Here is a 24782-nt window from a genome sequence, read left to right on the forward strand (position 1 = left end):
CCGCATGCCCCATCCCCGCGTCGTGCTGCGCCCCACCGACGCCGACATCGCCCGGCGCGTCGAGGAGCCGCTGCGCGCGCGCTTCGCCGCGGTCCGCTCCGAGCTCGGCATCGCGGGGCCGTACCCCGCCGACGCCCTCGCCGAGGCCGAGCGGGTCGCCGCCGCGCCGCCCCAGGAGGGCTACCGGGACGAGACCGACGTCCCCTACGTCACGCTCGACCCGCCCGGGTCGATGGACCTCGACCAGGCCCTGCACCTCGAGCGGGCCGGCGAGGGCTACCGGGTGCGCTACGCCATCGCCGACGTGCCCGCGTTCGTGCGGGCCGGTGGTGCCCTCGACGAGGTGACCCGGCAGCGGGGCCAGACCGTGTACTGCCCCGACGCGCGGGTGCCGCTGCACCCGCCCGTGCTCTCCGAGGCGGCGGCCAGCCTGCTCCCCGGCGCGGTCCGGCCGGCCTTCGTTTGGGATCTCGCGCTCGATGCCGAGGGCGTCCTCACCGCGGCCGAGGTCCGCCGGGCCCTCGTGCGCAGCCGCGAGCGGCTCGACTACGCCGGCGTCCAGGCCGCGGTCGACGGCGGTCGGGCCGACGAGCGGCTCGTCCTGCTCCGGGAGGTCGGTGAGCGCCGCATCGCCAGGGAGCGGGCCCGCGGCGGCGCCAGCCTCCCCATGCCCGAGCAGCAGGTGAGCGCCCAGGACGACGGCGGGTTCACCCTGGAGTTCCGCCCACCGGTGCCGGCCGAGGAGTGGAACGCCCAGCTCTCCCTGCTCACCGGCATGGCCGCGGCGCGGATGATGCTCGACGGCGGCGTCGGCGTGCTGCGCACCATGCCCGCCCCGACGCCGGAGGCGGTCGCACGCTTCCGCCGGGCGGCGCGTGGGCTCGGGGTGGAGTGGCCCGAAGGGGTGCCCTACGGCGACCTCGTGCGCGGGCTGGACCGCAGCGACCCGCACCACCTCGCCCTGATCCACGAGGCGACCTCGCTCTTCCGCGGAGCCACGTACACCGCCTTCGCCGGGCAGGTGCCCGAGCAGCCCGAGCATGCAGCCGTCGCGGCGCCGTACGCCCACGTCACCGCGCCGCTGCGCCGGCTCGTGGACCGTTTCGGGCTGCTCGTCTGCGAGGCGCTCGCGCGGGGCCGGGAGGTGCCCGACCCCGTCCGCGCCGCGCTGCCCACCCTGACCGAGCTGATGACCTCCTCCGACCGGGTCGCCCGCACCGCCGAGCGGGCCTGTGCGGACGCCACCGAGGCCGCCGTGCTCACCGGCCGCGAGGGGGAGCGGTTCGCCGCGGTCGTCGTCGACCACACGGAGAAGGGGATGGAGGTCCAGCTCGTCGACCTGCCCGTCCTCGCCGACGTCCGCGGCGGGCGTGGGCCGCTCGGGTCGGCGGTCACCGTGCGCCTGGAGTCGGCCGACGTCGCGAGCGGCCGGGTCGTGTTCGCCGCCGGCTGAGCGGCGCGACGCGGCCCGGGCAGGTCAGCGCGGCAGGCGCACCCGGGTCCCGGCCCGGCCCGCGACGATGTCGGCGATGTCGGCGAGGGCACCGATGACCGCGTCGTGGCCGGTCGCCGTCACGAGGCCGCAGGCCGCCTCCACCTTCGGCCCCATCGACCCGGCGGGCAGCTCGAGCCCGGAGAGCTGCTCGGGCGTGACCGTGCCGAGCCGCCGCCGGCGGGGGGTCCCCCAGTCGAGGTAGACGCCGTCGACGTCCGTGGCGATGACGAGCAGGTCGGCGCCCAGCTGGCGCGCCAGCAGCGAGGAGGCGAGGTCCTTGTCGATGACCGCCTCGACGCCCCGGAGGCGGTGCTCGGCGTCGTAGCACGTCGGGATCCCGCCGCCACCGGCGCAGATGACGACCGTGCCGTCGGCAAGGAGTGAGCGGATCGGCTCGATCTCGAAGATCCGGCGCGGCCGGGGGCTGGCGACGACCCGCCGCACGCCGTCGCCGTCGGGCGCGAGGGCCCAGCCGTGGAGCGCGGCGAGGCGCTCGCCGGTCGCGCGGTCGTACACCGGACCGATGGGCTTGGTCGGGTGCTCGAAGGCCGGGTCGTGCGGGTCGACCTCGACCATGGTGAGCACCGTCGCGAGGTGCTGGTCGGCCGGGAGGAGGTTGCCGAGCTCCTGCTCGACGACGTAGCCGATCATCGCCTCCGTCTGGGCCCCGAGCACGTCCAGCGGGTAGGGGTCCACCGCCCGGTAGGCCGCCGCCTGGAGGGAGAGCAGCCCGACCTGCGGGCCGTTGCCGTGCGCCACGACGACCTCGTGCCCGGGGACGACGAGCGCGAGCCGCTGGGCGGCGACCCGGATGTTGGCGCGCTGGTTCTCGGCCGTCATCGGCTCGCCGCGCCGGAGCAGGGCGTTGCCGCCGAGGGCCACGACGATGCGCATGGGGTCTCCTCCGCGGCGTCAGGCGAGTGCGGAGACGAGGACCGCCTTGACCGTGTGCATCCGGTTCTCGGCCTGGTCGAAGGCGATGTTCGCCTCGCTCTCGAAGACCTCGTCGGTCACCTCGACACCACCGGCGAGGGCCGGGTACTGCGCGGCGACGCTGGCACCGAGCGTCGTCGAGGTGTCGTGCAGCGCCGGCAGGCAGTGCATGAACCGGACACCGGGGTTGCCCGTCGCCGCGAGCAGCTCGCGGTTGACCTGGAAGGGCAGGAGCGCCTCCACCCGCTCGGCCCAGGTCTCGACCGGCTCACCCATCGAGACCCAGACGTCGGTGTAGACGAAGTCGACTCCGCGGACCGCGTCGGTCGGGCTGTCGGTGACCGTCAGGCGGGCACCGGAGCCCTCGGCGAACCCTCGGCACATCGCGACGTGCTCCCTGCTCGGCCACAGGTCCCGGGGCGCGCCGATGCGCACGTCCATGCCGAGCTTGGCGGCCACGAGGAGCAGCGAGCTGGCGACGTTGTTGCGCCCGTCGCCGAGGAAGGCGAACGAGATCTCCCGTAGCGGCTTGCTCGAGTGCTCGGTCATCGTCAGCACGTCGGCGAGCATCTGGGTCGGGTGGTACTCGTCGGTCAGGCCGTTGAACACCGGGACGCCGGAGTAGCGCGCCAGCTCCTCGACGGCCTCCTGGCTGGCGCCGCGGTACTCGATGGCGTCGTACATCCGCCCGAGCACCCGGGCGGTGTCCTTGGTCGACTCCTTGTGCCCGATCTGCGAGGACACCGGGTCGATGTACGTGACGTGGGCGCCCTCGTGGTAGGCCGCCACCTCGAAGGCGCAGCGGGTGCGGGTGGAGGTCTTCTCGAAGACCAGCGCGATGGTGCGCCCCTGCAGGGCCGGCCGGCGCTGCCCGGACGCGCTGGCCCGCTTGAGGTCGCGGGCGAGGTCGAGCAGGTCGAGCAGGTCGCGCTCGCTGTGGTGGACGAGCGAGAGCAGGCTGCGCGGGCGGGTGGTGGAGGACATGGTTGGGTGCTCCTCGTCAGGTGTAGAGCGGGTCGCGCAGGATCGGGCAGGTCATGCACCGGCCTCCGCCGCGGCCCCGGCCGAGCTCGCTCGCGGTGATGGTGACGACCTCGACGCCCGCCTTGCGCAGGGCGGTGTTGGTCTGGATGTTGCGGTCGTAGCCGATGACGACGCCGGGCTCGAGAGCGACGACGTTGTTGCCGTCGTCCCACTGCTCGCGCTGGACCCCGTAGAGGTCCCCGGCGGCCTCGACCACCCGCAAGCGCACCCCGAGAGCGTCGCCGACGGTCTCGACCAGCCCCTGCGGCTCGCGGCGGATGTCGAGCCCGGAGGGGCCGTCGCCGGGGCGCAGGCTGAACGGGACGATGCCGTCGACGACCGGGGCGTAGCTCGTGACGAGGTCGTGGTCGGCGACGGTGAACACCGTGTCGAGGTGCATCGCCGAGCGCGCCCGGGGCAGGCTGGCGACGATGACCCGCTCCGCCGCGCCGGCGGTGAAGAGGTTGCGGGCCACCTGGGTGATCGCCTGGTGCGAGGTGCGCTCGCCCATCCCGATGAGGACGACGCCGCGGCCGAGGGGCATGACGTCACCTCCTTCGAGGGTGGCCAGCCCGTGGTCGCCCGCCGAGCCGTCGAGGTCACCGAGCCAGACCGCGTACTCCTCACCGGCGACGGCCGGGTGGAAGCGGTAGACGGCCGTCGTCAGCAGCGTCTCGCGGCGGCGGGCGGGCCAGTACATCGGGTTGAGGGTGACCCCGCCGAAGATCCACGAGGTGTTGTCCCGCATGAACTGCGTGTTCGGCAGCGGGCGCAGGACGAACCCCGTGGGGTCCAGCTCGCGGAAGGCGGAGAGGAAGCCGGGCCCGAGCTCGGCAGGGACGTCCTGGTAGGACACCCCGCCGATGAGCAGCTCGGCGAGCCGGTCGCCGGGCAGCTCGCCCAGCCAGCTGCGCACCTCGCGGGTCAGGCCGGCCCCGACGAGCCCGTCGGTGACGGTCCGGTCGAGCACCCAGGCGCGCCCCTCCGGCTGCTCGAGGACCTCGGCGAGCAGGTCGTGCAGCTCGAGCACCTCGATGTCGCGCTCGGCCATCTTGGCGACGAAGTCGAAGTGGTCCCGGCGGGCCTGCTGGACCCAGATGACGTCGTCGAAGAGGAGCTCGTCGCAGTTCTGCGGGGTCAGCCGCTGGTGGGCCAGGCCGGGTGCGCAGACGAGCACCCGGCGCAGCCGGCCGGCCTCGGACCAGACCCCGACGCGGGGCGAGACGGTGGGCGTGGTGTCGGTCATCGTCGCCACGCCCGCTCAGAGCACCGCGAGGTGGCCGGTGGCGAGCATGGCGACCGCGACGACGGAGACGACGCCGACGACGCCGACGACCACCCGCTCGGGTGGGGTGAACACCGGCAGGTGGCTCTCCCGGCGGGCCCAGACGAAGAACCCGGTCCCCACGAGGTAGAAGAGCGCGGCGACGAGCAGGTAGTCCAGGCCACCGGCGTAGACCAGCCAGCAGGCGTAGACCAGGGCGAGGGAGCCCACGACGAGGTCACGGGTGCGTCCGTGCCCCGTCTCGTAGGTCTCACCGCGAGCGGCGAGGAGCACCTGGTAGCCCGCCGACCACAGGTACGGCAGGAGGATGAGCGAGGTCGCCAGGTAGACGAGGTTGGTGTACGTGCTGTCGTTGACGAGGGTCCACAGCAGGAGCAGCTGGACGCAGCCGTTGGTCAGCCACAGCGCCGTCGCGGGGGCGCCGTGGGCGTTCTCGCGGGCCAGCGCGGCCGGCATGACGTGCTCGAGAGCCGGCAGCCGCAGGATCTCCACGCAGAGCAGGACCCACGCGAGCAGCGCGCCGAGCAGGGAGACGACGAGCCCGACCGAGATGAACGCGGCACCCCAGCTGCCGACCTCGTGCTCCAGGAGCGCGGCCATGGACGGGTCCTCCAGGCCCGCGATGTCCGCCTGGGCCATCAGGCCGTAGGAGAGCAGGTTGACCAGGAGCAGCAGGGCGAGCACGGCGGCGAACCCGAGCACGGTGGCGCGCCCGACGTCCCAGCGCGAGCGTGCCCGCTGGGAGTAGACCGCCGCGCCCTCGATCCCGATGAACACCCACACGGTGACGAGCATCATCGTGCGGACCTGCTCGAGGGTGCTCCCGAGGCCGGCGCCGTCGACCTGGGTGGTGCGGCCCCACACGTCGGCGGTGAACAGGCCGGCCCGGAAGCCGACCGCCGCGATGGCGACGAAGGTGAGGATCGGGACGACCTTGGCGATGGTCACGATGGTGTTGACGACGGCCGCGCTGTGCACGCCGCGCAGGACGAGGGCGTGGACGACCCAGAGCAGGACCGAGGCGCCGACGACCGCCGGCAGGGTCGAGCCACCCTCGAACGCCGGCACGAAGTACCCGAGGGTCGCGAAGAGCAGGACGAGGTAGGCGACGTTGCCCACCCAGGCCGAGACCCAGTACCCCCACGCCGAGCTGAAGCCGATGTAGCTGCCGAAGCCCGCGCGGGCGTACCCGTAGACCCCGCCGTCCACCTCCGGCTTGCGCTGGGCCAGGGTCTGGAAGACGAAGGCGAGCATGAGCATCCCGACACCGGTGACCACCCAGCCGATGAGGAGGGGGCCGGGCGCGGCGCTCGCGGCCATCTGGGAGGGCAGGGCGAAGATGCCGCTGCCGATCATCGAGCCCACGACGAGGGCGGTGAGTGCGGCCAGCCCCAGCGCGGGTGTCGCGCGGTCGGGGCGGGGGGCTGCGGACGGGGTCGAGGGGGCCTCGGTGACGGGGCGCCCGGTGACGTGCTGAGACATCATTGCCTCCTCGGGCGAGCCGGCCGGGGTCTCCGGCCCGGCACTTCGACGGTACGACCGGCGCCACGGGCCGCCGCCCACCTGACTGTGAGATCACACCCCGGTCGCCGGTACACTGCGACGCGGACGAGTCGGGCGGACGGTCGCGTCGGCGGGGTCACCCGCCGCCGAGGAAGGTCCGGGCTCCGAAGGGCAGGATGGTGGCCAACAGCCACCCGGGGCGACCCGCGGGACAGTGCCACAGAGAACAGACCGCCCCCACCGCGTGAGCGGCGGGGGCAAGGGTGAAACGGTGGTGTAAGAGACCACCAGCGGCCGGGGTGACCCGGCCGGCTCGGTAAACCCCATCCGGAGCAAGCCCAGACAGCGTGCGCTCGAGGGTTGCCCGCCCGAGCACGCGGGTAGGGCGCTGGAGGTGGTCGGCAACGGCCACCGGAGATGGATGACCGTCACCGCGGCGCCGGCGACGGCGCCGCGGGACAGAACCCGGCCTACAGCCCGGCTCGTCCCCCGCGCACGGCCGTGACCAGCGGGTTCCTCGGCCCGGACGCGGGGCCGGAGGCTACAGTGCTGAGGTCCGCAGACCCCAGGAGGACCCGACGTGCCCGCAGACCCCGCGATCGACCTGGGCCTGGCGCGACGGCGCGTCCTCGCCGCGACCCGCGAGCTCGACGGCGCCGCGGTGCGTGAGGTGCTCCTCGACGCCCTGCTCGTCTCCGGTGTCGACGCGACCGTGACCGCGGTCATCATGCCGGTCCTGAAGGAGGTCGGCGACGCGTGGGAGTCCGGGCGGCTCGGCGTCGCCCACGAGCACTTCGTCTCCAGCGCGTTCCGCGGCGTCCTCGGCGAGCTGCGCCTGCCGGTCCAGGGGCCGCAGGCGCGCACCGTGGTCCTGGCCTGCCCGCCCCGCGAGCTGCACGACCTGCCGCTGGAACTCTTCGGCGCGATGCTGCACGCCCGGTGGTGGCGCGTGGTCAGTCTCGGTGCGAACTCCCCGATGGCGGCCGTGGCGGAGGCCGCCCGCTTCCTCGACGCGGACGCGGTGGTCCTCGCCGGCGTGCGCCGGACCGCCTTCGAGGCCCGGATGCCCTCACTGACCCGCCTCGGCGCGTGGGTGCCGCTGTTCGTCGCCGGCGAGGGCGCCAAGGCGCTGCACTCGCCGCCCCCGCAGGTCACGGTGCTGCCGGACGACCTCGTCGAGGCGGCGCAGCTCGTCGACGCCCGGGTCCCCGCCGCCGGAGCGGCCACCGCCCCCGCCGTCGGTGACGCGGAGCCGCTCGTCGGCTGACCGGCCGCCGCCGGTCGGCCGGCGCGGGGCCTACCGTGGGGGGATGCGGATCACCCATCTCGGCCACGCCTGCCTGCTCGTGGAGATCGCCGACGCGCGCCTGCTCCTCGACCCAGGGACCTTCGCCGAGGACCTCGCGCCGGTGCGCGACCTCGACGCCGTCCTCGTCACCCACCAGCATCCCGACCACCTCGACCCCGAGCGGGTGCCGCAGCTCGCCGCGGCCAGCCCCGGGGCACGGTGGCTGTGCGACCCGGGCAGCCTCGAGGTGCTCACCGGTCTCGGCGTCGCGGCCCAGGCGCACGACGGGCCCTCGACCGTCGGCGAGGTCACGGTCACCCCGGTCGGGCACGTCCACGCCCTCATCCACGAGGACATCCCCCGGATCCCCAACGTCGGGGTCCGGCTCGACGCCGCGGGCGAGCCGTCGTTCTTCCACCCCGGCGACGCCCTGGACGCCGAGCCCGGCCCGGTCGACGTCCTCGCCTTCCCCCTCCAGGCCCCGTGGCAGCGCAGCCGCGAGATGACGGCGTTCCTGCGCCGGCACGCGGCACCGCACGCGGTGCCCGTCCACGACGGCCTGCTGCGCGAGCGGGGGCGGGCGCTCTACCTGCGCCAGGCCGCCGACCTCGGCAGCCCGGACACCCGCATCCACGACCTCGCCGGCGCCGGCCCGACGGACTTCCGGGCGGGGGAGTAGCCGCTCAGCCGGTGTGCCGGCCGCGGCGGCGCTGGGAGGCGGTGGCGAGCACGGCGGCCCCGATGATGCCGGCGCGGTTCTTCAGCGTCGCGGGCACGATCGGGGTGCGGATGTCGAGCAGCGGCAGGAACTCCTCGGAGTCCTTCGAGACCCCGCCGCCGACGACGAACAGGTCCGGCCACAGCAGGTCCTCGAGCACGCGGTAGTAGCGCTGGAGCCGTTCGGCCCACTGCGGGTAGCTGAGCCCCTCGCGGGTCTTGGCCGAGCTCGCCGCGCGGGTCTCGGCGTCGTGCCCGTCGATCTCGAGGTGGCCGAGCTCGGAGTTCGGGACGAGCACCCCCTCGTTGAAGATCGCCGTCCCGATGCCCGTGCCGAGGGTGGTGAGGACGACGAGGCCCTCGTGGCCCTTGGCCGCGCCGAAGGTCAGCTCCCCGACGCCGGCGGCGTCGGCGTCGTTGACGACGACGACGTCGTGCTGGAGGCGCTCCTCGAGCAGCTCCTCGATGTGGCAGCCGATCCACGCCTTGTCGATGTTCGCGGCCGTCTTGACGACACCGTGCTGGACGACCCCGGGGATGGTCACCCCGATCGGCGAGTCCCCGCGGACCTCGTCGAAGTGGTCGACCACCTGCGCGATGACGTCGCACACCGCCTCGGGGGTCGAGACCTCCGGGGTGTCGATGCGCAGCCGCTTCTGGGCGAAGTCGCCGGCCTCGAGGTCGACCGGCGCCCCCTTGATGCCGCTGCCGCCGACGTCGATGCCGAGCGGGTGCCCGGCGCTCATGCCGCCGCCCCGAGGGTGAGGATCTCCGGCCCGTCCTCGGTGACGAGGATCGTGTGCTCGAACTGTGCCGAGCGCCTGCGGTCGCGCGTGACGACCGTCCACCCGTCCTCCCACATCTCCCACTCGTGGGTGCCGAGGTTGAGCATGGGCTCCACGGTGAAGGTCATGCCGGGCTCGATGACCGTCGCGTACGACGGCGAGGCGTCGTAGTGCGGGATGACGAGGCCGCTGTGGAAGGCGCTGCCGATGCCGTGGCCGGTGAAGTCGCGCACGACGCCGTACCCGAAGCGCTTGGCGTAGGACTCGATGACCCGCCCGATGACGTTGACCTCGCGACCGGGCCGGGCGGCCCGGATACCGCGCATCATCGCCTCGTGGGTGCGCTCGACGAGCAGCCGCGACTCCTCGTCGACGTCGCCGACGAGGTAGGTGGCGTCGGTGTCCCCGTGGACCCCGTCGACGTAGGCGGTCAGGTCGATGTTGACGATGTCGCCGTCCTGGAGGGGGCGGTCGTCGGGGATGCCGTGGCAGACCACCTCGTTGACCGAGGTGCACAGCGACTTCGGGAAGCCCCGGTAGCCCAGGGTCGAGGGGTAGGCGTCGTGGTCGAGGAGGTACTCGTGGCCGACGCGGTCGATCTCGTCGGTGGTCACCCCGGGGGCGACGACGGCGGCGGCCGCGGCGAGCGCGTCGGCCGCGATGCGCCCGGCGACCCGCATCCGCTCGATGGTCTCGGCGTCCTTGACCTCCGAGCCGGTGAACGGAGCGGGCGCCGGCTTGTCGACGTACTCCGGGCGGGGGATCCGTGGGGGGACGGGACGGCGGGGGGCGACCGTCCCGGGGGCGACGCTGGCGTGGGTCACGGGCATAGTTGGAGTCTAGGCAGAGCCTCCCCGTGAAGGAGAACCACCGATGCCGTACTGGTACAACGTCGACACCGCCCAGGTCGAGACCGACGAGCGCCGCAGTAGGGACGCCACCGTCCTCGGCCCGTACGACACCCGGGAGGAGGCGGCCGCGGCCCTCGAGCACGCCCGGGAGAACACCGAGCGCTGGGAGCAGGAGGACCGCGACTGGGACGAGCGGGGAGCGCGGCCGGCCGGCGGCGAGGCGTGAGCGGTCAGCCGTTGACCAGCCGGTGCACCGTGAGGGCGTAGTCGCCGTCCGGGGCGAACGGCGCGCGGTCCCACGACGAGTACCGCGCGATGAACGACAGCCCGGCCGCGCGCGCCCACCGGTCGTAGTCGCCCGGGTCGACGGGGGCCGCGCCGGGCGGCAGGGCGCCGGGCAGGGCGAAGCCCGCCACGAGGTAGCCACCGGGCGCCAGGTGCGCGCCGAGCCGCTCGAGCACCTGCGCCAGCGTGCCGTCGGCGAGGTAGGGCACGACGTTGCCCGCCAGCACCGCGACGTGGAACTCCTGCTCGGTGCGCAGGTCGAGGGTGGACAGGTCGGCGAGCACGAACCGGGTGTCGGCGTCCTCGCGGGCCAGGGCGAGCAGGTCGGGGTCGGCGTCGACGCCGAGCACGTCGTGCCCGAGCCGGGTCAGCTCGCTGGCCACCCGCCCGTAGCCGCAGCCGGCGTCCAGCACGCGCGAGGGGGGCGGGACGAGCGTCGTGACGAACCGTGCCTCGCCGTGCAGGTCGGCGCCGTCGGCGGCCAGGTCGAGGAAGTGCTGGCGGTAGGCGCGGGCCGCCTCCGGCCCGTGCTGGCGCCGCGACCAGCGGGTCGGCGGGCCGGGGCGGTTCGGGGGTGGTGCCGTGCTCCACATGCCGCTCGGACGCTCCCTGCGCGCCTGCGGGTTCCCGCTCACGCCTCGAAGGAGTGCTCGGGCGCCGGGAAGACCCCCTGGGCGACCTCGTCGGCGTAGGCCTGGGCGGCGGCCCGCAGGTCACCCCGCAGGTCGGCGTACTTCTTGACGAACCGAGGTGCCCGCCCGCCGCGCAGTCCGGCCATGTCCTGCCAGACGAGGACCTGGGCGTCGCACTCGGGCCCGGCGCCGATGCCGATCGTCGGGATGCGCACGGCCGCGGTGACCTCGGCGGCGACGGGGGCCGGGACCATCTCGAGGACGACGGCGAAGCAGCCGGCCGCCTCGAGGGCACGCGCGTCGGCGACGAGGCGCTCGGCCCCCGCGCCCCGTCCCTGCACCTTGTAGCCCCCGAGCACGTGCTCGCTCTGCGGGGTGAAGCCGATGTGCCCCATGACGGGGATGCCGGCCCGCACGAGCAGCTCGACCTCGGGCACCATCGGCGCCCCGCCCTCGAGCTTGACGGCGTGCGCCAGCCCCTCCTTCATGAACCGGGTGGCCGTCGCGAGCGCCTGCTGGGGGCTTGCCTGGTAGGAGCCGAAGGGCAGGTCGGCCACGACCATGGCGCGCCGGGCGGCGCTGGTGACGGCGCGGACCAGGGGGAGGAGGTGGTCGACCGTCACGGGCACCGTGGTCTCGAAGCCGTAGACGTTGTTGCCCGCGGAGTCGCCGACGAGCAGCACCGGGATGCCCGCCTCGTCGAAGATCTCGGCCGTGTACATGTCGTAGGCGGTGAGCATCGCCCACCGCTCACCCCGCTCCTTCATCGCCTGCAGGTGAGGGACGCGCACCCGCCGCTGCGGGGCCGCCTGCACGCCGGTGCCGTAGGGGGCGGTGGTCTCGGGGCTCGGGTCGGCGGGGCGCTCGGTCATGACCCGATCGTAGGCCGCGTCCGCACGGCCGTCCTTACGAAACTTTTACCCTCCCCTGGGGACCTCCTGGGTCACCACAGATCCGGTTGTCCCACAGGGCATCCCAGGCGGGTTTATGGGGCGCGGACCGGCGATCCGGGCGCCCCGGGCCCCGACCGCCGGAAAAAAGTCCCGGGCGGACTCTCGATCCTGAGCGATTCCTGTGGTTGGGTCCACGATGCCCCGTGCTGACAGGACGCGGGGCCACACCCCATGGAGGAGATCTCGTGAAGAGACGACACGTCAGCGTGCTGTCGGGAGTGGCAGCCGCGGCCATCGCCGTGACCCTGGCCCCGGCGACGGCCCAGGCGGTGCCCGCCGCCCCGGACGCCCCGGAGAAGGGCGCCGCCCGGCAGGACGACCTGCCCAACCCCCTCGCCGAGGCGCAGGCCGAGCTGCGCGAGGACGCGATCCAGCAGCTCGTGCGCGGCGAGGCCAAGACCAAGATGATCAACGGCAACCGGGTCATCGAGGTCAAGAGCAAGCGCGGCGACCGCAACCGCAAGGGCAAGGGCGACGGCCGCACGAAGTACGTCAACTACCCCGTCGACCGCGAGGAGGACATCTTCACCATCCTCGTCGACTTCGGCGACCAGGTGAACCCGGCCACCGGCGGCAGTGCGGGCCCGCAGCACAACCAGATCCCCGAGCCGGACCGCTCGATGGACAACTCGACGTACTGGCTGCCCGACTTCGACCGCGAGCACTACCTCGACATGATGTTCGGGGACGGCGAGTCGTTCAAGGACTTCTACCTCAAGCAGTCCAACGGTCGCTTCCTCGCCACGGGTGACGTCTCCGACTGGGTGCAGGTCCCCTACAACGAGGCCCGCTACGGCTCGAACAAGTACAGCGACGCCTCCACCTACTGGCCGTTCATCCGGGACACCGCAGCGGCCTGGTACGAGGACCAGAAGGCCGCCGGCAAGTCCGACGCCGAGATCAAGGACTACCTGGCGCAGTTCGACCAGGTCGACCGCTACGACTACGACGGCGACGGCAACTTCAACGAGCCCGACGGCTACATCGACCACTTCCAGGCCATCCACGCCGGTGAGGGCGAGGAGGCCGGCGGGGGAGCCCAGGGCGACGACGCCATCTGGAGCCACCGCTGGTACGCCTACTCGACGAACGTCGGGGTCACGGGTCCGGACAACAACAAGCTCGGCGGCGTGCCGCTGGGCGACACCGGGCTGTGGATCGGCGACTACACGACCGAGCCGGAGAACGGCGGCCTCGGCGTCTTCACCCACGAGTTCGGCCACGACCTCGGCCTGCCCGACCTCTACGACACCGCCGGTGGCGACAACGGCACCGGCTTCTGGACCCTGATGTCCGGCGGCTCGTGGCTCAACCACGGCGGTGACGCCATCGGCACCACCCCCGGCTACATGGGCGTGTGGGAGAAGCTCCAGCTCGGCTGGCTCGACCCGCAGGTCGTGCCCTACGGCCAGAACACGACCGTCAAGCTCGGCTCGGCCGACAAGGTGACGCGCAGCGAGGCCCAGGCGGTCATCGTCCCGCTCCCGGAGCGCACGGTGACCACCGAGCACAACACCCCGCACTCCGGTTCGGGTGAGTGGTGGACCGGCTACGGCAACGACCTGTCCGCGACGCTCGCCCACGACGTCGACCTCACCGGCGCCTCGAGCGCCGAGGTGAGCGCGTACGTCTCGGGCGACATCGAGGTCGGTTACGACTACCTCTACGGCGAGGTCTCGACCGACGGCGGCAGCACGTGGACCCCGGTGGGCGACGGCATCGACGGCTCGGTCGACGGTGACGAGGACAGCGCGCTCGACTGGACCGAGCTGAGCTGGGACCTGTCGGCGTACGCCGGCCAGGACGTGAAGTTCCGCTTCCGGTTCGCGACCGACGGTGGTGTCGGCAGCGAGGCGTTCATCGACGACATCACGACGACGGTCGACGGCGAGGCCACGACCGACGACGTCGAGTCCGGTGCCGACGGCTGGAGCGCCGCCGGTGGCTTCCAGATCATCAACGGGACCACGACGCGCGAGGTGCAGGACATGTACCTCGCCGAGAACCGGACCTACAGCGGGTACGACACGACGCTCAAGCAGGGCCCGTACAACTTCGGCTGGGCCAACACCAAGCCGGACTGGGTCGAGCGCTTCCCGTACCAGAACGGTCTGCTCGTGTGGTTCGCCAACGGCGAGTACGACGACAACAACACGAGCGTCCACCCGGGCGCCGGCCAGGTCCTGCCCGTCGACGCCCGGCCCAACCCGGTGACGTTCGCCGACGGCAGCTTCCTCGGCAACCGCCGCCAGCCGTTCGACGCCACCTTCGGCCTCGAGCGCACCGACCGGGTCACCTTCCACAAGAACGGCTCGCCGACGACGGTGCCCTCCTCGCGAGGCATCCCGACGTTCGACGACCGCAACCCGGAGCGGTACTGGTCCTCGCTCAACCCGTGGAGCTCGACGAAGGTCGCCGGGTCGGGCACGACCATGACGGTCAAGCAGTCGAAGAACCGGGGCCGCACGCTCAAGGTGCGGGTCGCCTTCAAGTGACCTGACGAGCAACGGCTCTCGCGACGAGGGGGCCCGGGCACCGCCCGGGCCCCCTCTCGTGTGCCGTCACACGCAGGACACGTCGATGAGGCAGGATGCTGGGCATGGACCGCCAGCAGGAGTTCGTCCTCCGCACCATCGAAGAACGTGACATCCGGTTCGTCCGGCTGTGGTTCACCGACGTCCTCGGCACCCTGAAGTCCGTGGCCGTCGCCCCGGCCGAGCTCGAGGGGGCCTTCGCCGAGGGGATCGGCTTCGACGGCTCGGTCATCGAGGGGTTCGCCCGCGTCTACGAGTCCGACATGCTCGCCAAGCCGGACCCCGCGACCTTCCAGGTCCTGCCCTGGCGGGGCGAGAGCAACGGCACCGCGCGGATGTTCTGCGACATCACCCTCCCGGACGGCACCCCGAGCATGGCCGACCCCCGCCACGTGCTGCAGCGGGCCCTGGCCAAGGCCGCGGAGATGGGGTTCACCTTCTACACCCACCCCGAGATCGAGTTCTTCCTCCTGCGCCAGGACTGGGTGCCCGGCCACCGCCCGACCCCGATCGACACCGCGGGCTACTTCGACCACACCCCGCACGGCAGCAGCGCCGACTTCCGACGTGCGGCGATCACGATGCTCGAGGAGATGGGCATCTCGGTGGAGTTCAGCCACCACGAGGCCGCGCCCGGGCAGAACGAGATCGACCTGCGCTACGCCGACGCCCTGACCACGGCGGACAACATCATGACCTTCCGCACGGTGGTCAAGGAGGTCGCGCTCGAGCAGGGCATCTACGCCTCCTTCATGCCCAAGCCGTTCGCCGAGCACGCCGGGTCGGGCATGCACACCCACATGTCGCTCTTCGAGGGCGACACCAACGCCTTCCACGAGCCGGGGGCCCCCTACCAGCTCTCCCGCGTCGGGCGGCAGTTCATCGCCGGGCTCGTCCGGCACGGCGCGGAGACCGCGGCCGTGACCAACCAGTGGGTCAACAGCTACAAGCGGCTCTGGGGCGGGGGAGAGGCCCCGGCCCACCTGACCTGGGGGCACAACAACCGCTCCGCCCTCGTGCGGGTCCCGATGTACAAGCCCGAGAAGGGCCAGAGCACGCGGGTCGAGGTCCGCAGCATCGACACCGCGTGCAACCCCTACCTCACCTTCGCCGTGCTGCTCGCCGCGGGCCTGAAGGGGGTCGAGGAGGGCTACGAGCTGCCCCCGGAGGCCGAGGACGACGTGTGGAGCCTCACCGACGCCGAGCGGCGGGCCATGGGCATCCGGCCGATGCCGGCCAGCCTCGTGGAGGCCATCGAGACGATGGAGTCCAGCGAGCTCGTCGCCGAGACCCTCGGCGAGCACACCTTCGACTTCTTCCTGCGCAACAAGCGGGCCGAGTGGGCCGACTACCGCAACCAGGTCACCGCCTTCGAGCTCGAGCGCTACCTGCCCTCGCTGTGACCCCGCGGCCGTGAGCTCCCGCGCCCCGGAGTCCCTGCCGGCGGGCATCGCCCGGCTCGGCTTCGCCGACGCCCGCCGGGCCCGCGCCCTCCTGGACGACCCCGCCCTCGAAGGCCTCGCCGGCGACCCCGACCGGATCGAGGCGGGCGGGCTGAGCGAGGCGCTCTCGCGCACCGCCGACCCCGACCTGGCCCTGCTGGGGCTCGTGCGCTTCCTGGAGGCCGTCGGCGCCGACCCCACGGCGCGCACCGAGGTCGTCGAGACGCTCGCCCGGGACGCCACCGCCCGGCACCGGCTGCTCGCGGTGCTCGGTGCCTCGGGGGCCCTCGGTGACCACCTCGTGGCCCATCCCGGGCACTGGCGAGCCGCCGCCTTCGCCGTGCCGGTGGCCGCCGGGGAGCGGGTCTCCCGGCTCGTCGAGGCGGTCACCGACCCCGCGCCCGGGGTCACCCCGGCCGACGCGCTGCGCATCGGCTACCGCGAGCAGCTGCTCGGGGTCGCGGCGCTCGACCTCACCGCCCCGGACCCGCTCGAGGTGCTCGCGCCCACCGCGGCCGCGCTCGCCGACCTCGCCGCGGCGGCGCTCGAGGCGGCGCTGCGCATCGCCCGGGAGCAGGTGGGGGCGGGCGCGGGCGCGGCCCGGCTGGCGGTCATCGCCATGGGCAAGACCGGTGGGCGGGAGCTGAACTACGTCTCGGACGTCGACGTCGTCTTCGTCGCGGAGCCCGCGGACGGCGTCCCCGAGGAGGAGGCGCTCTCGCTCGCCACCGACCTCGCGACCCGGCTGATGCGGCTGTGCTCGGCCGCCACGGGCGCGGGTTCGCTGTGGCAGGTGGACCCCGCCCTGCGCCCCGAGGGCAAGAACGGCCCCCTCGTGCGGACCGTCGCGAGCCACCGGGCGTACTACGAGCGCTGGGCCAAGACGTGGGAGTTCCAGGCGCTGCTCAAGGCGCGGGTGGTCGCGGGGGACGCCGAGGTCGGTGCCGCGTACTGCGAGGCCGTGCAGCCGATGGTGTGGCAGGCCTCGAGCCGGGAGAACTTCGTCGACGACGTCCAGGCGATGCGGCGCCGGGTCGAGGAGCACATCCCCACCGCCGAGGCGGACCGGCAGATCAAGCTCGGTGCCGGGGGGCTGCGCGACGTCGAGTTCTCCGTCCAGCTGCTCCAGCTCGTCCACGGTCGGGCCGACGAGTCGCTGCGCACCCCCTCGACGCTCGAGGGTCTGCGGGCACTGTCCGCCGGCGGCTACGTCGGCCGGGAGGATGCCGCCACCCTCGAGACCGCCTACCGCTACCTGCGCGCACTCGAGCACCGCATCCAGCTGTACCGCCTGCGGCGCACCCACCTGATGCCGACGGCGCCCGCGGACCTGCGCCGGCTCGGCCGCTCCCTCGGGCACCGCACGGGGCCGGCGGAGGCGGTCCAGGAGCAGTGGCGGGTCCACCGCCGGGAGGTGCGCCGGCTCCACGAGCGGATCTTCTACCGCCCCCTGCTCTCCGCCGTGGCCCGGCTCTCGGACCAGGAGGTGCGGCTGACCCCCGCGGCGGCCCGCGAGCGGCTCTCCGCGCTCGGCTTCCGCGACCCCGCCGGCGCCCTGCGCCACCTCGAGGCGCTCACCGGCGGGGTGAGCCGGCGCGCCGCGATCCAGCGTCAGCTGCTGCCGGTCATGCTCGGCTGGTTCGCCGACGAGGCCGACCCGGACGCCGGCCTGCTCGCCTTCCGCAAGGTGAGCGAGGAGCTCGGGTCGACGCACTGGTACCTGCGGCTGCTGCGCGACGAGGGGTCCGCAGCCGAGCAGCTCGCGCACACCCTCGGGCGCAGCCGCTACGCCGCGGCCCTGCTGGAGCAGGCGCCCGAGTGCGTCCAGTTCCTCGGTGGCGCCGGCGGGCTGACCCCCCGCTCGCGCGGCGAGGTCCTGCGCCGGATGCGCTCGGCCGCCGGGCGCAAGGACGACCCCGAGGCGGCGGTGCTCGCGGCCCGGACCATCCGGCGCTCGGAGCTGTTCCGGATCGCCGTGGCCGACCTCGGCGGCAGCATCGGGCTGACCGAGGTGGGCAGGGCGATGACCGACCTCACGGCCGCCCTGCTCGAGGTGACCCTCGAGGTGTGCCTCGGCGAGGTCGCCGCGGCGAGCGGGCGCGCGCCGCTGACCCGGCTGCTCGTCGTCGGCATGGGGCGCCTCGGTGGGGCCGAGCAGGGCTACGGCTCGGACGCCGACGTCCTCTTCGTCCACGACCCGACCGAGGGGGCCGACGAGGTCGCGGCCCAGGCGCAGGCCCTCGAGGTGGTCCAGCGCCTCGTGGCCCTCCTGCGCCGCAACGGGCCCGACCCCGTGCTCGACATCGACGCCTCGCTGCGCCCCGAGGGGCGCGGCGGCCCGCTCGTGCGCTCGCTCGCGTCCTACCGCGAGTACTACTCGCGCTGGTCGCTCGTCTGGGAGGCCCAGGCACTGCTGCGCGCCACACCCGTGGCCGGCGACCCGGGGCTCGCCGAGCGCTTCCTCGACCTCGTCGCGCCCATCCGGTGGCCCCGCGAGGGCCTCGACGGCGCCCAGGTGCGCGAGATCCGCACCCTCAAGGCCCGGATGGAGGCCGAGCGGCTGCCCCGCGGCGGCGACCGCAAGACGCACTTCAAGCTCGGCCACGGCGGCCTCTCGGACGTCGAGTGGGTTGTCCAGCTGCTCCAGCTGCGGCACGCGGGCCGCCACGCGGAGCTGCGGACCACCTCGACGCTCACCGCGCTCGAGGCCGCCGCCCGGCTCGGGCTGGTCGAGGCGGGGCACGCCGAGGCGCTCGGCGCGGCCTGGCGGCTCGCCTCGGCGATGCGCAACGCCGGCGTCCTCTCCCGGGGCAAGCCCGTGGACTCGGTGCCGACCTACGACCGGGACGCCGAGGGGGTCGCCCGCATCCTCGGGCTCGAGGAGGCCACCGCCCAGGGGCTCGCCGAGCGCTACCGGCGTACGGCCCGCCGGGCCCGGGCCGCCTTCGAGGCCGAGTTCTACGACGGGTAGCCGGCCGCCGCCGAGGCCCGGACGCCGCGCCGGCCTCCGGGGGCGCGAACCTAGACTGAGGCCATGTCCGCCAGCCTGTCCGGCACCATCCCCCGGCTCGACCTGCGGGGGCGCCGCCCCGGCCTGCGCGAGCTGCGCGCCGCCCTGCCCCGGGCCGAGGTCGACGTCGAGGCCGCGCTGCTCGCCGTGCGCCCGATCGTCGAGGACGTCCGCGACCGGGGTGCCCCGGCGCTCTACGACGCGGCCCGGCGCTTCGACGGCGTGGCCCCGCCGGCGCTGCGGGTACCGCCCGAGGTCCTCGCCACAGCGGCGCAGGGGCTGGACCCGGCCGTCCGCGCCGCCCTCGAGGAGTCGGTCCGGCGGGCCCGGGTGGTCCACGCCGACCAGCGCCGCCACGACACGACGACCACGGTGGCCGACGGCGCCGCGGTCACCGAGCGGTGGGTGCCGGTGGACCGGGTCGGGCTCTACGTCCCCGGCGGCCTGGCCGTGTACCCGAGCAGCGTCGTGATGAACGTCGTCCCCGCCCAGCTCGCGGGCGTGCCCAGCCTCGCGGTCGCCAGCCCCCCGCAGCGGGACCACGGCGGGTGGCCGCACCCGAGCATCCTCGCCGCCTGCCACCTGCTCGGGGTGGAGGAGGTCTACGCCGTCGGGGGCGCCCAGGCGGTCGCCGGCTTCGCCTACGGGTTCGAGGACGAGGGGTCGGTCTGCGAGCCGGCCGCGCTCGTCACCGGGCCCGGCAACATCTACGTCGCAGCGGCCAAGCGGATGCTCAAGGGTCTCATCGGGATCGACGCCGAGGCCGGCCCGACGGAGATCGCGATCCTCGCGGACGCGGGCGCCGACCCCGAGCACGTCGCGGCCGACCTCGTCTCGCAGGCCGAGCACGACCCGCTCGCGGCCGCCGTCCTCGTCACCGACAGCGCCGAGCTGGCGGCCGCGGTGCAGGAGGCGCTCGCGCGGCGGGTCGCCGGCACCAAGCACACCGAGCGGGTCGCCACCGCCCTCGCCGGCCGCCAGTCGGGCATCGTCCTCGTCGACGACCTCGACGTCGGCCTCGACGTCGTCAACGCCTACGCCGCCGAGCACCTCGAGATCCACACCGCCGACGCGGCCGCCGTCGCGTCGCGGGTGCGCAGCGCGGGCGCGGTCTTCGTCGGCACGTGGGCGCCGGTGAGCCTCGGCGACTACTGCGCCGGGTCCAACCACGTCCTGCCCACCGGCGGCTGCGCCGCGCACAGCAGCGGGCTGTCGGTGCAGTCCTTCCTGCGCGGCATCCACGTCGTCGAGTACTCCGAGGAGGCGCTGCGGGCCGTCGGCGGGCACGTCGTCTCGCTCGCCCGGGCCGAGGACCTGCCCGGCCACGGCGAGGCCGTCCTCGCACGGGTCCCCGACGTCGAGCCCGGCGGCTGACCGAACCCCGGTCGGTCCGCACCGCACCCGAGCGGTCCTCCTAGACTCGCCGGCATGGACCCCCGCGCACAGGTCGAGTCGCTGCTGCGCCCCGACCTGCGTGGGCGCACCGCCTACGGTGCGCCCCAGCTCGAGGTCCCGGTCGCCCTCAACACCAACGAGAGCTCCTACCCGGTGCCCGAGGTCGTCGCGAGCGCCATGGCGCGCGCCGTCGCGCAGGTCGCGCGCGACCTCAACCGCTACCCGGACCGGGAGTTCACCGCCCTGCGCGCCGACCTGGCCGCCTACCTCTCGCGGGGCGGCGTGAGCGTCGCACCCGAGCAGGTGTGGGCCGGCAACGGCTCCAACGAGGTGCTCCTGCACCTGCTGCAGGCCTTCGGTGGCCCGGGCCGCACGGCCTTGGGCTTCACCCCCGCCTACTCGATGCACCCGGTCATCACGACGACGACCGGCACCACGTGGGTCGACGGGATGCGCGGGGTCCCCGGCGCCGGGCGCTTCGACCTCGACGTCGCCACGGCGCGCGCCCAGGTGCGCGAGCACCGGCCGGACGTCGTCTTCCTCTGCTCGCCGAACAACCCCACGGGGACCGCCCTCGGGCTCGACGTCGTCGAGGCGGTGTACGAGGCCACGACCGGCCTCGTCGTCGTCGACGAGGCGTACGCCGAGTTCGCCCGGCCCGGGACGCCCTCCGCGCTCACCCTGCTCCCCGGTCGCCCGCGGCTCGTGGTCACCCGCACGATGAGCAAGGCCTTCGCGCTCGCCGGCGGCCGGCTCGGCTACCTCGCGGGCGACCCGGCCGTGCTCGACGCCCTCCGGCTGGTCCGGATGCCCTACCACCTCTCGACGCCGACCCAGACGCTCGCGCGCACGGCGCTCGCGCACGCCGACCTCATGCTCGAGACGGTGGGGGTGGTCAAGGACCAGCGTGACCGGATCGTCGCCGAGCTCACCGCGATGGGGCTCTCCCCGGTCCCGAGCGACGCCAACTTCGTCCTGTTCGGCGGCCTCGCCGACGCCCACGCCACGTGGGAGGCGCTGCTCGAGCGGGGCGTCCTCGTCCGCGACGTCGGCATCCCGCACTATCTTCGTGTCACCGCGGGGACGCCGACGGAGACCACGGCCTTCCTCGACGCCCTCGCCGCCCTCGTCCCGACCCACGCTGGAGCAGCCCCGTGAGCACCGCAGAGACCCACCGCACCGCCACCGTGCGCCGGGCCACGTCCGAGAGCACCGTCGAGGTCACCGTCGACCTCGACGGCACCGGCCGGGGCGAGGTGCACACCGGGGTCCCGTTCTACGACCACATGCTGCTCTCGCTCGCCAAGCACTCGCTGCTCGACCTCACCGTGCGGGCCGAGGGCGACACCGACGTCGACGCCCACCACACCGTCGAGGACGTCGCCATCGTCCTCGGCCAGGCGGTCCGCGAGGCCCTCGGCGACAAGTCGGGCATCTCCCGCTTCGGCGACGCGACCGTGCCGCTCGACGAGGCCCTCGTCCTCGCGGTCGTCGACGTCGCCGGGCGCCCCTACGTCGTCCACGAGGGCGAGCCGGCCGGCCAGGAGTACGCCCTGGTCGGCGGCCACTACATCGGCTCCCTGACCCGGCACGTCCTGGAGTCCTTCGCGTTCCACGCCCAGCTGGCGCTGCACGTCCGGGTGCTCGCCGGCCGCGACCCCCACCACATCGTCGAGGCGCAGTTCAAGGCGCTCGCCCGGGCCCTGCGGGTCGCGGTCGCCCGCGACCCGCGGGTCGACGGCGTGCCGAGCGCCAAGGGCGCGCTGTGATGCCGTGAGCGCCGAGGCGCGCTCGGGCGCGGGGCACGGGCTGCTCCTCGTGCGACGCTCGCCCGCGGCCGTGACCCGGTGGCTGCGTCAGGGCCTCGTCGCGGCGACGGTCGCGCCTCTCGGGGCCTGGACGGGCGTCACCGTCGCCGAGCGCGCGGCGCGCAGCGCCGCGCCGTACGACGTCGGGCTCGAGGTGCTCGCCGCCCGCCCGGTCCCGCGGCGGGGGCGGCCGGCCATCGGGCTGTTCGACCTCGGCGGGCGGGCGGTCGTCACGCTCCAGCCGCGCGGTCTGCGCCACCGGCAGCACTGGGTGGTCTGGCAGCCCCGGACCGGTGTCGTGCAGACGCCGTCGCTGCCCCGCCTCGGGCTGCCCATGCTGCTCTCCGCGGCCCGGGCCGGCTCGACGGCGCGGGCCGAGGACGTCGCCGGCGTCCTGCGCTCGGGCGAGGGCGAGCCGCTCGACGTGCTCCTCACCCTCCTCGGGATGCTCCACCTCCCCGGGGAGGACCTGCTCGTACGCGGCGACAGCGCGGGAGCGAGCGACATCGAGCCCGCAGCGCGCGGGGTCGCCGCGTTCGACCGTCTCGTCGCCGACGAGGCCCGCCACCGCGCGGAGTGGGAGGCCGCGTGGGGCGGGCGCCCCCCCGGGGACCGGGAGCTGCGATGAGCCGCGACGTCGTCGTCCTCGACTACGGGAGCGGGAACGTCCGCTCCGCCGTGCGCGCGCTCGAGCGCGTCGGAGCCCGGGTCGAGCTCACCGCCGACCGTGAGGCGGCGCTGGCTGCGGACGGGCTCCTCGTGCCCGGGGTGGGCAACTTCCACGCCTGCATGGCCGGGCTGGCCGCCGCCGACGGCCCGACACTCGTCCGTCAGCGGGTGGCCGCGGGTGGCGCGGTGCTCGGGGTGTGCGTGGGCATGCAGGTGATGTTCGACGCCTCCACCGAGCCGAGCACCGCGCCGTTGCCGGGCGTGGGGGAGTGGCCGGGGACGGTCTCGCGGCTGCACGCCCCCGTCGTGCCGCACATGGGCTGGTCCCGGGTCGAGGCCCCCGAGGGCAGCGTCCTGTTCGCCGGGCTCGAGAGCGAACGCTTCTACTTCGTGCACTCCTACGCCGCCCACACCTTCGAGCCGTCGGCCGCCGCGGGTCACCCGGCCGCGCGCGCGACGTGGGCCACCCACGGCGAGCGGTTCGTCGCCGCCGTCGAGGACGGCCCGCTCACGGCCACGCAGTTCCACCCGGAGAAGTCGGGGTCGGCCGGGCTGGCCCTGCTCGAGAACTGGGTCCGGGCGCTCTGAGCCGACCCCCGTCCGCGCGCCCTCGGGCCGCTCGGCAGACTGGACCCTGCGCCCCGACCACCCACCACCGGAGGACCCCGTGAGCCACCCCGCGCCCCTGCTGCAGCTGCTGCCCGCCGTCGACGTCGTCGACGGCCGCGCCGTCCAGCTCGTCCAGGGCGTCTCCGGCAGCGGGCAGGAGTTCGGCGACCCGGTCGCGGCCGCCCTGCGGTGGCAGGAGCAGGGCGCGCAGTGGCTGCACCTCGTCGACCTCGACGCGGCGTTCGGGCGTGGGGAGAACGCCGCGCTGCTCGCGCAGATCGTCGGCCGGCTCGACATCGACGTGGAGATGAGCGGTGGCATCCGCGACGAGGAGAGCCTGGAGCGCGCGTTGGCGACCGGCGCTCGCCGCGTCAACGTCGGCACCGCGGCCCTCGAGCACCCCGAGTGGACCGCCCACGCCATCGCCGAGCACGGCGACCGGGTGGCCGTCGGGCTCGACGTCCGGGGCAGCACGCTGGCGGCGCGCGGCTGGACGAGCGAGGGCGGCGACCTGTGGGAGACCCTCGAGCGGCTCGACCGGGAGGGCTGCGCCCGGTACGTCGTCACCGACGTCGCCAAGGACGGGATGATGGCCGGGCCGAACCTGTCCCTGCTGCGGGAGGTCTGCGCCCGTACCGACCGCCCGGTCGTCGCCTCGGGCGGTGTCTCCACCCTCGAGGACGTCGCGGCCCTGCGCACGCTCGTGGCCGACGGGGTCGAAGGGGCGATCGTCGGGTCTGCCCTCTACCGGGGGGCGTTCTCCCTCGGCGAGGCGCTCGAGGTCGCCGGGCGGCCGTGAGCCACCCGGGAACGGGCGACTCCGCGGGCACCCCGTGGGGGGAGCGCACCCTCTCCGCGAGCGGCTTCGAGGGCGATGACGGGCGGGCCGACCCGAGCGTGCGGCGCGCGCTCTCCGGCACCGACGACCTCGCCCTCGTGCGCGCCGTGGAGGCCGCCCGGCTCCTCGTCCCGGTCGTCGCCGAGCCTGCCGCCGAGATGTCGGGGGTCACCCTGGTCGCGCCCGACGGGCGGCGCGCCCTGCCGGTCTTCACCGGGGTGGACGCCCTCGCCGCGTGGGACGCGGCGGCCCGGCCGGTGCCGGTCACCCCAGCCCGCGCCGCCCAGGCGGCCGTCGCCGAGGGGTGTGAGGTCCTCGTCGTCGACGTCGCCGGGCCGGTGAGCCGGGTGCTGCGGCCCTCGATGGTGTGGGCGCTGGCCCAGGAGCGCCCCTGGGAGCCGGCACCCACCGACCCGTTCGTCGCTCGCGCCGTCGCCGCGGCGGTGGCCGGCGAGCCGGACGTCGAGCACCATGCCCTCGAGGAGGGCCGGCCCCCGGGGGAGGGGGTGCTCGGGGTGGTCCTCGGGCTGCGGCCCGGCCTGGCCGCCGAGGAGGTCCGGGCGCTCGCCTCCCGCGTCGGCGAGCGCCTCGCGACCGACGGCGAGCTGCGCGCGCGGGTGGACGGGCTGGCCTTCCGGATCGTCTGAGGATTTCCCGCGGCCTGGCGCGGCTGGTAGCCTTGGGTGTTGACCGACCGCTCCAGTACGGGGCGGTGTGCAAGAGGAGC

Annotated in this window: 22 protein-coding genes and 1 other RNA gene; 15 read left to right on the plus strand and 8 right to left on the minus strand. The window is 74.4% G+C overall.

Going from position 1 to position 24782, the window contains the following annotated elements:
* Positions 1-4: 4 nt before the first annotated feature.
* Positions 5-1453 (plus strand): RNB domain-containing ribonuclease, encoded by a 1449-nt coding sequence (locus G8D98_RS00865; RefSeq protein WP_166097877.1) that lies wholly within the window; start codon positions 5-7, stop codon positions 1451-1453.
* 24 nt (positions 1454-1477) lie between these two features.
* On the opposite strand, the gene arcC is transcribed toward G8D98_RS00865, so the two are convergent.
* The 4 genes from arcC to arcD are packed head-to-tail and all read right to left on the minus strand — an operon-like array spanning position 1478 to position 6218.
* Positions 1478-2389 (minus strand): carbamate kinase, encoded by a 912-nt coding sequence (gene arcC, locus G8D98_RS00870; RefSeq protein ID WP_166097880.1) that lies wholly within the window; start codon positions 2387-2389, stop codon positions 1478-1480.
* Positions 2390-2407: 18 nt separating this feature from the next.
* Complete coding sequence (locus G8D98_RS00875; RefSeq protein WP_166097881.1) at positions 2408-3412, minus strand: ornithine carbamoyltransferase; 1005 nt, start codon at positions 3410-3412, stop codon at positions 2408-2410.
* 16 nt (positions 3413-3428) lie between these two features.
* Positions 3429-4697, minus strand: a complete 1269-nt coding sequence (locus G8D98_RS00880; RefSeq protein ID WP_166097883.1) for an arginine deiminase — start codon at positions 4695-4697, stop codon at positions 3429-3431.
* 15 nt (positions 4698-4712) lie between these two features.
* Positions 4713-6218: an arginine-ornithine antiporter gene (arcD, locus tag G8D98_RS00885; protein WP_166097887.1), complete on the minus strand. Its 1506-nt coding sequence runs from the start codon at positions 6216-6218 to the stop codon at positions 4713-4715.
* 127 nt (positions 6219-6345) lie between these two features.
* Here arcD and rnpB point away from each other — a divergent pair.
* The 3 genes from rnpB to G8D98_RS00900 all read left to right on the plus strand — a co-directional run bounded on the left by rnpB (position 6346) and on the right by G8D98_RS00900 (position 8206).
* Positions 6346-6728: RNase P RNA component class A (gene rnpB, locus G8D98_RS00890), an RNA gene on the plus strand.
* A gap of 91 nt (positions 6729-6819) precedes the next feature.
* Positions 6820-7506, plus strand: coding sequence for a cobalamin B12-binding domain-containing protein (locus G8D98_RS00895; RefSeq protein ID WP_166097890.1), 687 nt, complete (start codon positions 6820-6822; stop codon positions 7504-7506).
* 43 nt (positions 7507-7549) lie between these two features.
* Positions 7550-8206: an MBL fold metallo-hydrolase gene (locus G8D98_RS00900; RefSeq protein WP_166097891.1), complete on the plus strand. Its 657-nt coding sequence runs from the start codon at positions 7550-7552 to the stop codon at positions 8204-8206.
* Between the two features lie 4 nt (positions 8207-8210).
* Here the strand turns inward: G8D98_RS00900 and ppgK are convergent, their stop codons facing one another.
* Both ppgK and map read right to left on the minus strand, forming a co-directional pair.
* Entirely contained in the window at positions 8211-8990 is a 780-nt protein-coding gene (gene ppgK, locus G8D98_RS00905) for a polyphosphate--glucose phosphotransferase (protein WP_166097893.1), read from the minus strand.
* Positions 8987-9859 carry a type I methionyl aminopeptidase gene (gene map, locus G8D98_RS00910; RefSeq protein ID WP_166097896.1) on the minus strand — a complete coding sequence of 291 codons (873 nt, stop codon included), beginning with the start codon at positions 9857-9859 and terminating at the stop codon, positions 8987-8989. Before map ends, ppgK begins: the two co-directional genes overlap by 4 nt.
* Before the next feature lie 43 nt (positions 9860-9902).
* Here map and G8D98_RS00915 point away from each other — a divergent pair, with 43 nt between their 5' ends.
* Positions 9903-10106 (plus strand): methionine aminopeptidase, encoded by a 204-nt coding sequence (locus G8D98_RS00915; RefSeq protein WP_166097898.1) that lies wholly within the window; start codon positions 9903-9905, stop codon positions 10104-10106.
* 4 nt (positions 10107-10110) lie between these two features.
* On the opposite strand, the gene G8D98_RS00920 is transcribed toward G8D98_RS00915, so the two are convergent.
* Both G8D98_RS00920 and panB read right to left on the minus strand, forming a co-directional pair.
* On the minus strand, positions 10111-10800 hold the full coding sequence (locus tag G8D98_RS00920) for a class I SAM-dependent methyltransferase (protein WP_205859661.1): 690 nt from the start codon (positions 10798-10800) through the stop codon (positions 10111-10113).
* Complete coding sequence (gene panB / locus G8D98_RS00925) at positions 10797-11669, minus strand: 3-methyl-2-oxobutanoate hydroxymethyltransferase (RefSeq protein ID WP_166097901.1); 873 nt, start codon at positions 11667-11669, stop codon at positions 10797-10799. The genes G8D98_RS00920 and panB overlap by 4 nt, the downstream gene beginning before the upstream one ends.
* A gap of 266 nt (positions 11670-11935) precedes the next feature.
* On the opposite strand from panB, the gene G8D98_RS00930 reads away from it, so the two are divergent.
* The 10 genes from G8D98_RS00930 to G8D98_RS00975 all read left to right on the plus strand — a co-directional run bounded on the left by G8D98_RS00930 (position 11936) and on the right by G8D98_RS00975 (position 24702).
* Complete coding sequence (locus G8D98_RS00930; protein ID WP_166097904.1) at positions 11936-14245, plus strand: immune inhibitor A domain-containing protein; 2310 nt, start codon at positions 11936-11938, stop codon at positions 14243-14245.
* Positions 14246-14349: 104 nt separating this feature from the next.
* Positions 14350-15687, plus strand: a complete 1338-nt coding sequence (gene glnA, locus G8D98_RS00935) for a type I glutamate--ammonia ligase (RefSeq protein WP_166097906.1) — start codon at positions 14350-14352, stop codon at positions 15685-15687.
* 10 nt (positions 15688-15697) lie between these two features.
* Positions 15698-18697 (plus strand): bifunctional [glutamine synthetase] adenylyltransferase/[glutamine synthetase]-adenylyl-L-tyrosine phosphorylase, encoded by a 3000-nt coding sequence (locus G8D98_RS00940; RefSeq protein WP_166097908.1) that lies wholly within the window; start codon positions 15698-15700, stop codon positions 18695-18697.
* A gap of 63 nt (positions 18698-18760) precedes the next feature.
* Positions 18761-20110 (plus strand): histidinol dehydrogenase, encoded by a 1350-nt coding sequence (gene hisD / locus G8D98_RS00945; RefSeq protein ID WP_166097910.1) that lies wholly within the window; start codon positions 18761-18763, stop codon positions 20108-20110.
* A gap of 54 nt (positions 20111-20164) precedes the next feature.
* Positions 20165-21289: a histidinol-phosphate transaminase gene (locus G8D98_RS00950; protein ID WP_166097913.1), complete on the plus strand. Its 1125-nt coding sequence runs from the start codon at positions 20165-20167 to the stop codon at positions 21287-21289.
* Positions 21286-21900, plus strand: a complete 615-nt coding sequence (hisB, locus tag G8D98_RS00955) for an imidazoleglycerol-phosphate dehydratase HisB (RefSeq protein ID WP_166097915.1) — start codon at positions 21286-21288, stop codon at positions 21898-21900. The genes G8D98_RS00950 and hisB overlap by 4 nt, the downstream gene beginning before the upstream one ends.
* A gap of 4 nt (positions 21901-21904) precedes the next feature.
* The gene (locus tag G8D98_RS00960; protein ID WP_166097919.1) at positions 21905-22567 is read left to right on the plus strand and encodes a hypothetical protein; all 663 of its coding nucleotides are present in this window, start codon (positions 21905-21907) and stop codon (positions 22565-22567) included.
* Complete coding sequence (hisH, locus tag G8D98_RS00965; protein ID WP_166097923.1) at positions 22564-23196, plus strand: imidazole glycerol phosphate synthase subunit HisH; 633 nt, start codon at positions 22564-22566, stop codon at positions 23194-23196. Before G8D98_RS00960 ends, hisH begins: the two co-directional genes overlap by 4 nt.
* 79 nt (positions 23197-23275) lie before the next feature.
* Positions 23276-24016 (plus strand): bifunctional 1-(5-phosphoribosyl)-5-((5-phosphoribosylamino)methylideneamino)imidazole-4-carboxamide isomerase/phosphoribosylanthranilate isomerase PriA, encoded by a 741-nt coding sequence (gene priA / locus G8D98_RS00970; protein WP_166097926.1) that lies wholly within the window; start codon positions 23276-23278, stop codon positions 24014-24016.
* On the plus strand, positions 24013-24702 hold the full coding sequence (locus G8D98_RS00975; RefSeq protein ID WP_166097928.1) for an SseB family protein: 690 nt from the start codon (positions 24013-24015) through the stop codon (positions 24700-24702). The genes priA and G8D98_RS00975 overlap by 4 nt, the downstream gene beginning before the upstream one ends.
* The last annotated feature ends 80 nt before the right edge of the window (positions 24703-24782 follow it).

Source organism: Phycicoccus endophyticus, assembly GCF_011326735.1.
Classification (GTDB): Bacteria; Actinomycetota; Actinomycetes; order Actinomycetales; family Dermatophilaceae; genus Phycicoccus; species Phycicoccus endophyticus.

Excerpts from the sequence above, each read along its gene's own strand:
- G8D98_RS00865 (WP_166097877.1), top strand. The coding sequence starts at position 5 with ATGCCCCATCCCCGCGTCGTGCTGCGCCCCACCGACGCCGACATCGCC.
- arcC (WP_166097880.1), bottom strand. The coding sequence starts at position 2,389 with ATGCGCATCGTCGTGGCCCTCGGCGGCAACGCCCTGCTCCGGCGCGGC.
- G8D98_RS00875 (WP_166097881.1), bottom strand. The coding sequence starts at position 3,412 with ATGTCCTCCACCACCCGCCCGCGCAGCCTGCTCTCGCTCGTCCACCAC.
- G8D98_RS00880 (WP_166097883.1), bottom strand. The coding sequence starts at position 4,697 with ATGACCGACACCACGCCCACCGTCTCGCCCCGCGTCGGGGTCTGGTCC.
- arcD (WP_166097887.1), bottom strand. The coding sequence starts at position 6,218 with ATGTCTCAGCACGTCACCGGGCGCCCCGTCACCGAGGCCCCCTCGACC.
- G8D98_RS00900 (WP_166097891.1), top strand. The coding sequence starts at position 7,550 with ATGCGGATCACCCATCTCGGCCACGCCTGCCTGCTCGTGGAGATCGCC.
- ppgK (WP_166097893.1), bottom strand. The coding sequence starts at position 8,990 with ATGAGCGCCGGGCACCCGCTCGGCATCGACGTCGGCGGCAGCGGCATC.
- map (WP_166097896.1), bottom strand. The coding sequence starts at position 9,859 with ATGCCCGTGACCCACGCCAGCGTCGCCCCCGGGACGGTCGCCCCCCGC.
- G8D98_RS00915 (WP_166097898.1), top strand. The coding sequence starts at position 9,903 with ATGCCGTACTGGTACAACGTCGACACCGCCCAGGTCGAGACCGACGAG.
- panB (WP_166097901.1), bottom strand. The coding sequence starts at position 11,669 with ATGACCGAGCGCCCCGCCGACCCGAGCCCCGAGACCACCGCCCCCTAC.
- glnA (WP_166097906.1), top strand. The coding sequence starts at position 14,350 with ATGGACCGCCAGCAGGAGTTCGTCCTCCGCACCATCGAAGAACGTGAC.
- hisD (WP_166097910.1), top strand. The coding sequence starts at position 18,761 with ATGTCCGCCAGCCTGTCCGGCACCATCCCCCGGCTCGACCTGCGGGGG.
- G8D98_RS00950 (WP_166097913.1), top strand. The coding sequence starts at position 20,165 with ATGGACCCCCGCGCACAGGTCGAGTCGCTGCTGCGCCCCGACCTGCGT.
- hisH (WP_166097923.1), top strand. The coding sequence starts at position 22,564 with ATGAGCCGCGACGTCGTCGTCCTCGACTACGGGAGCGGGAACGTCCGC.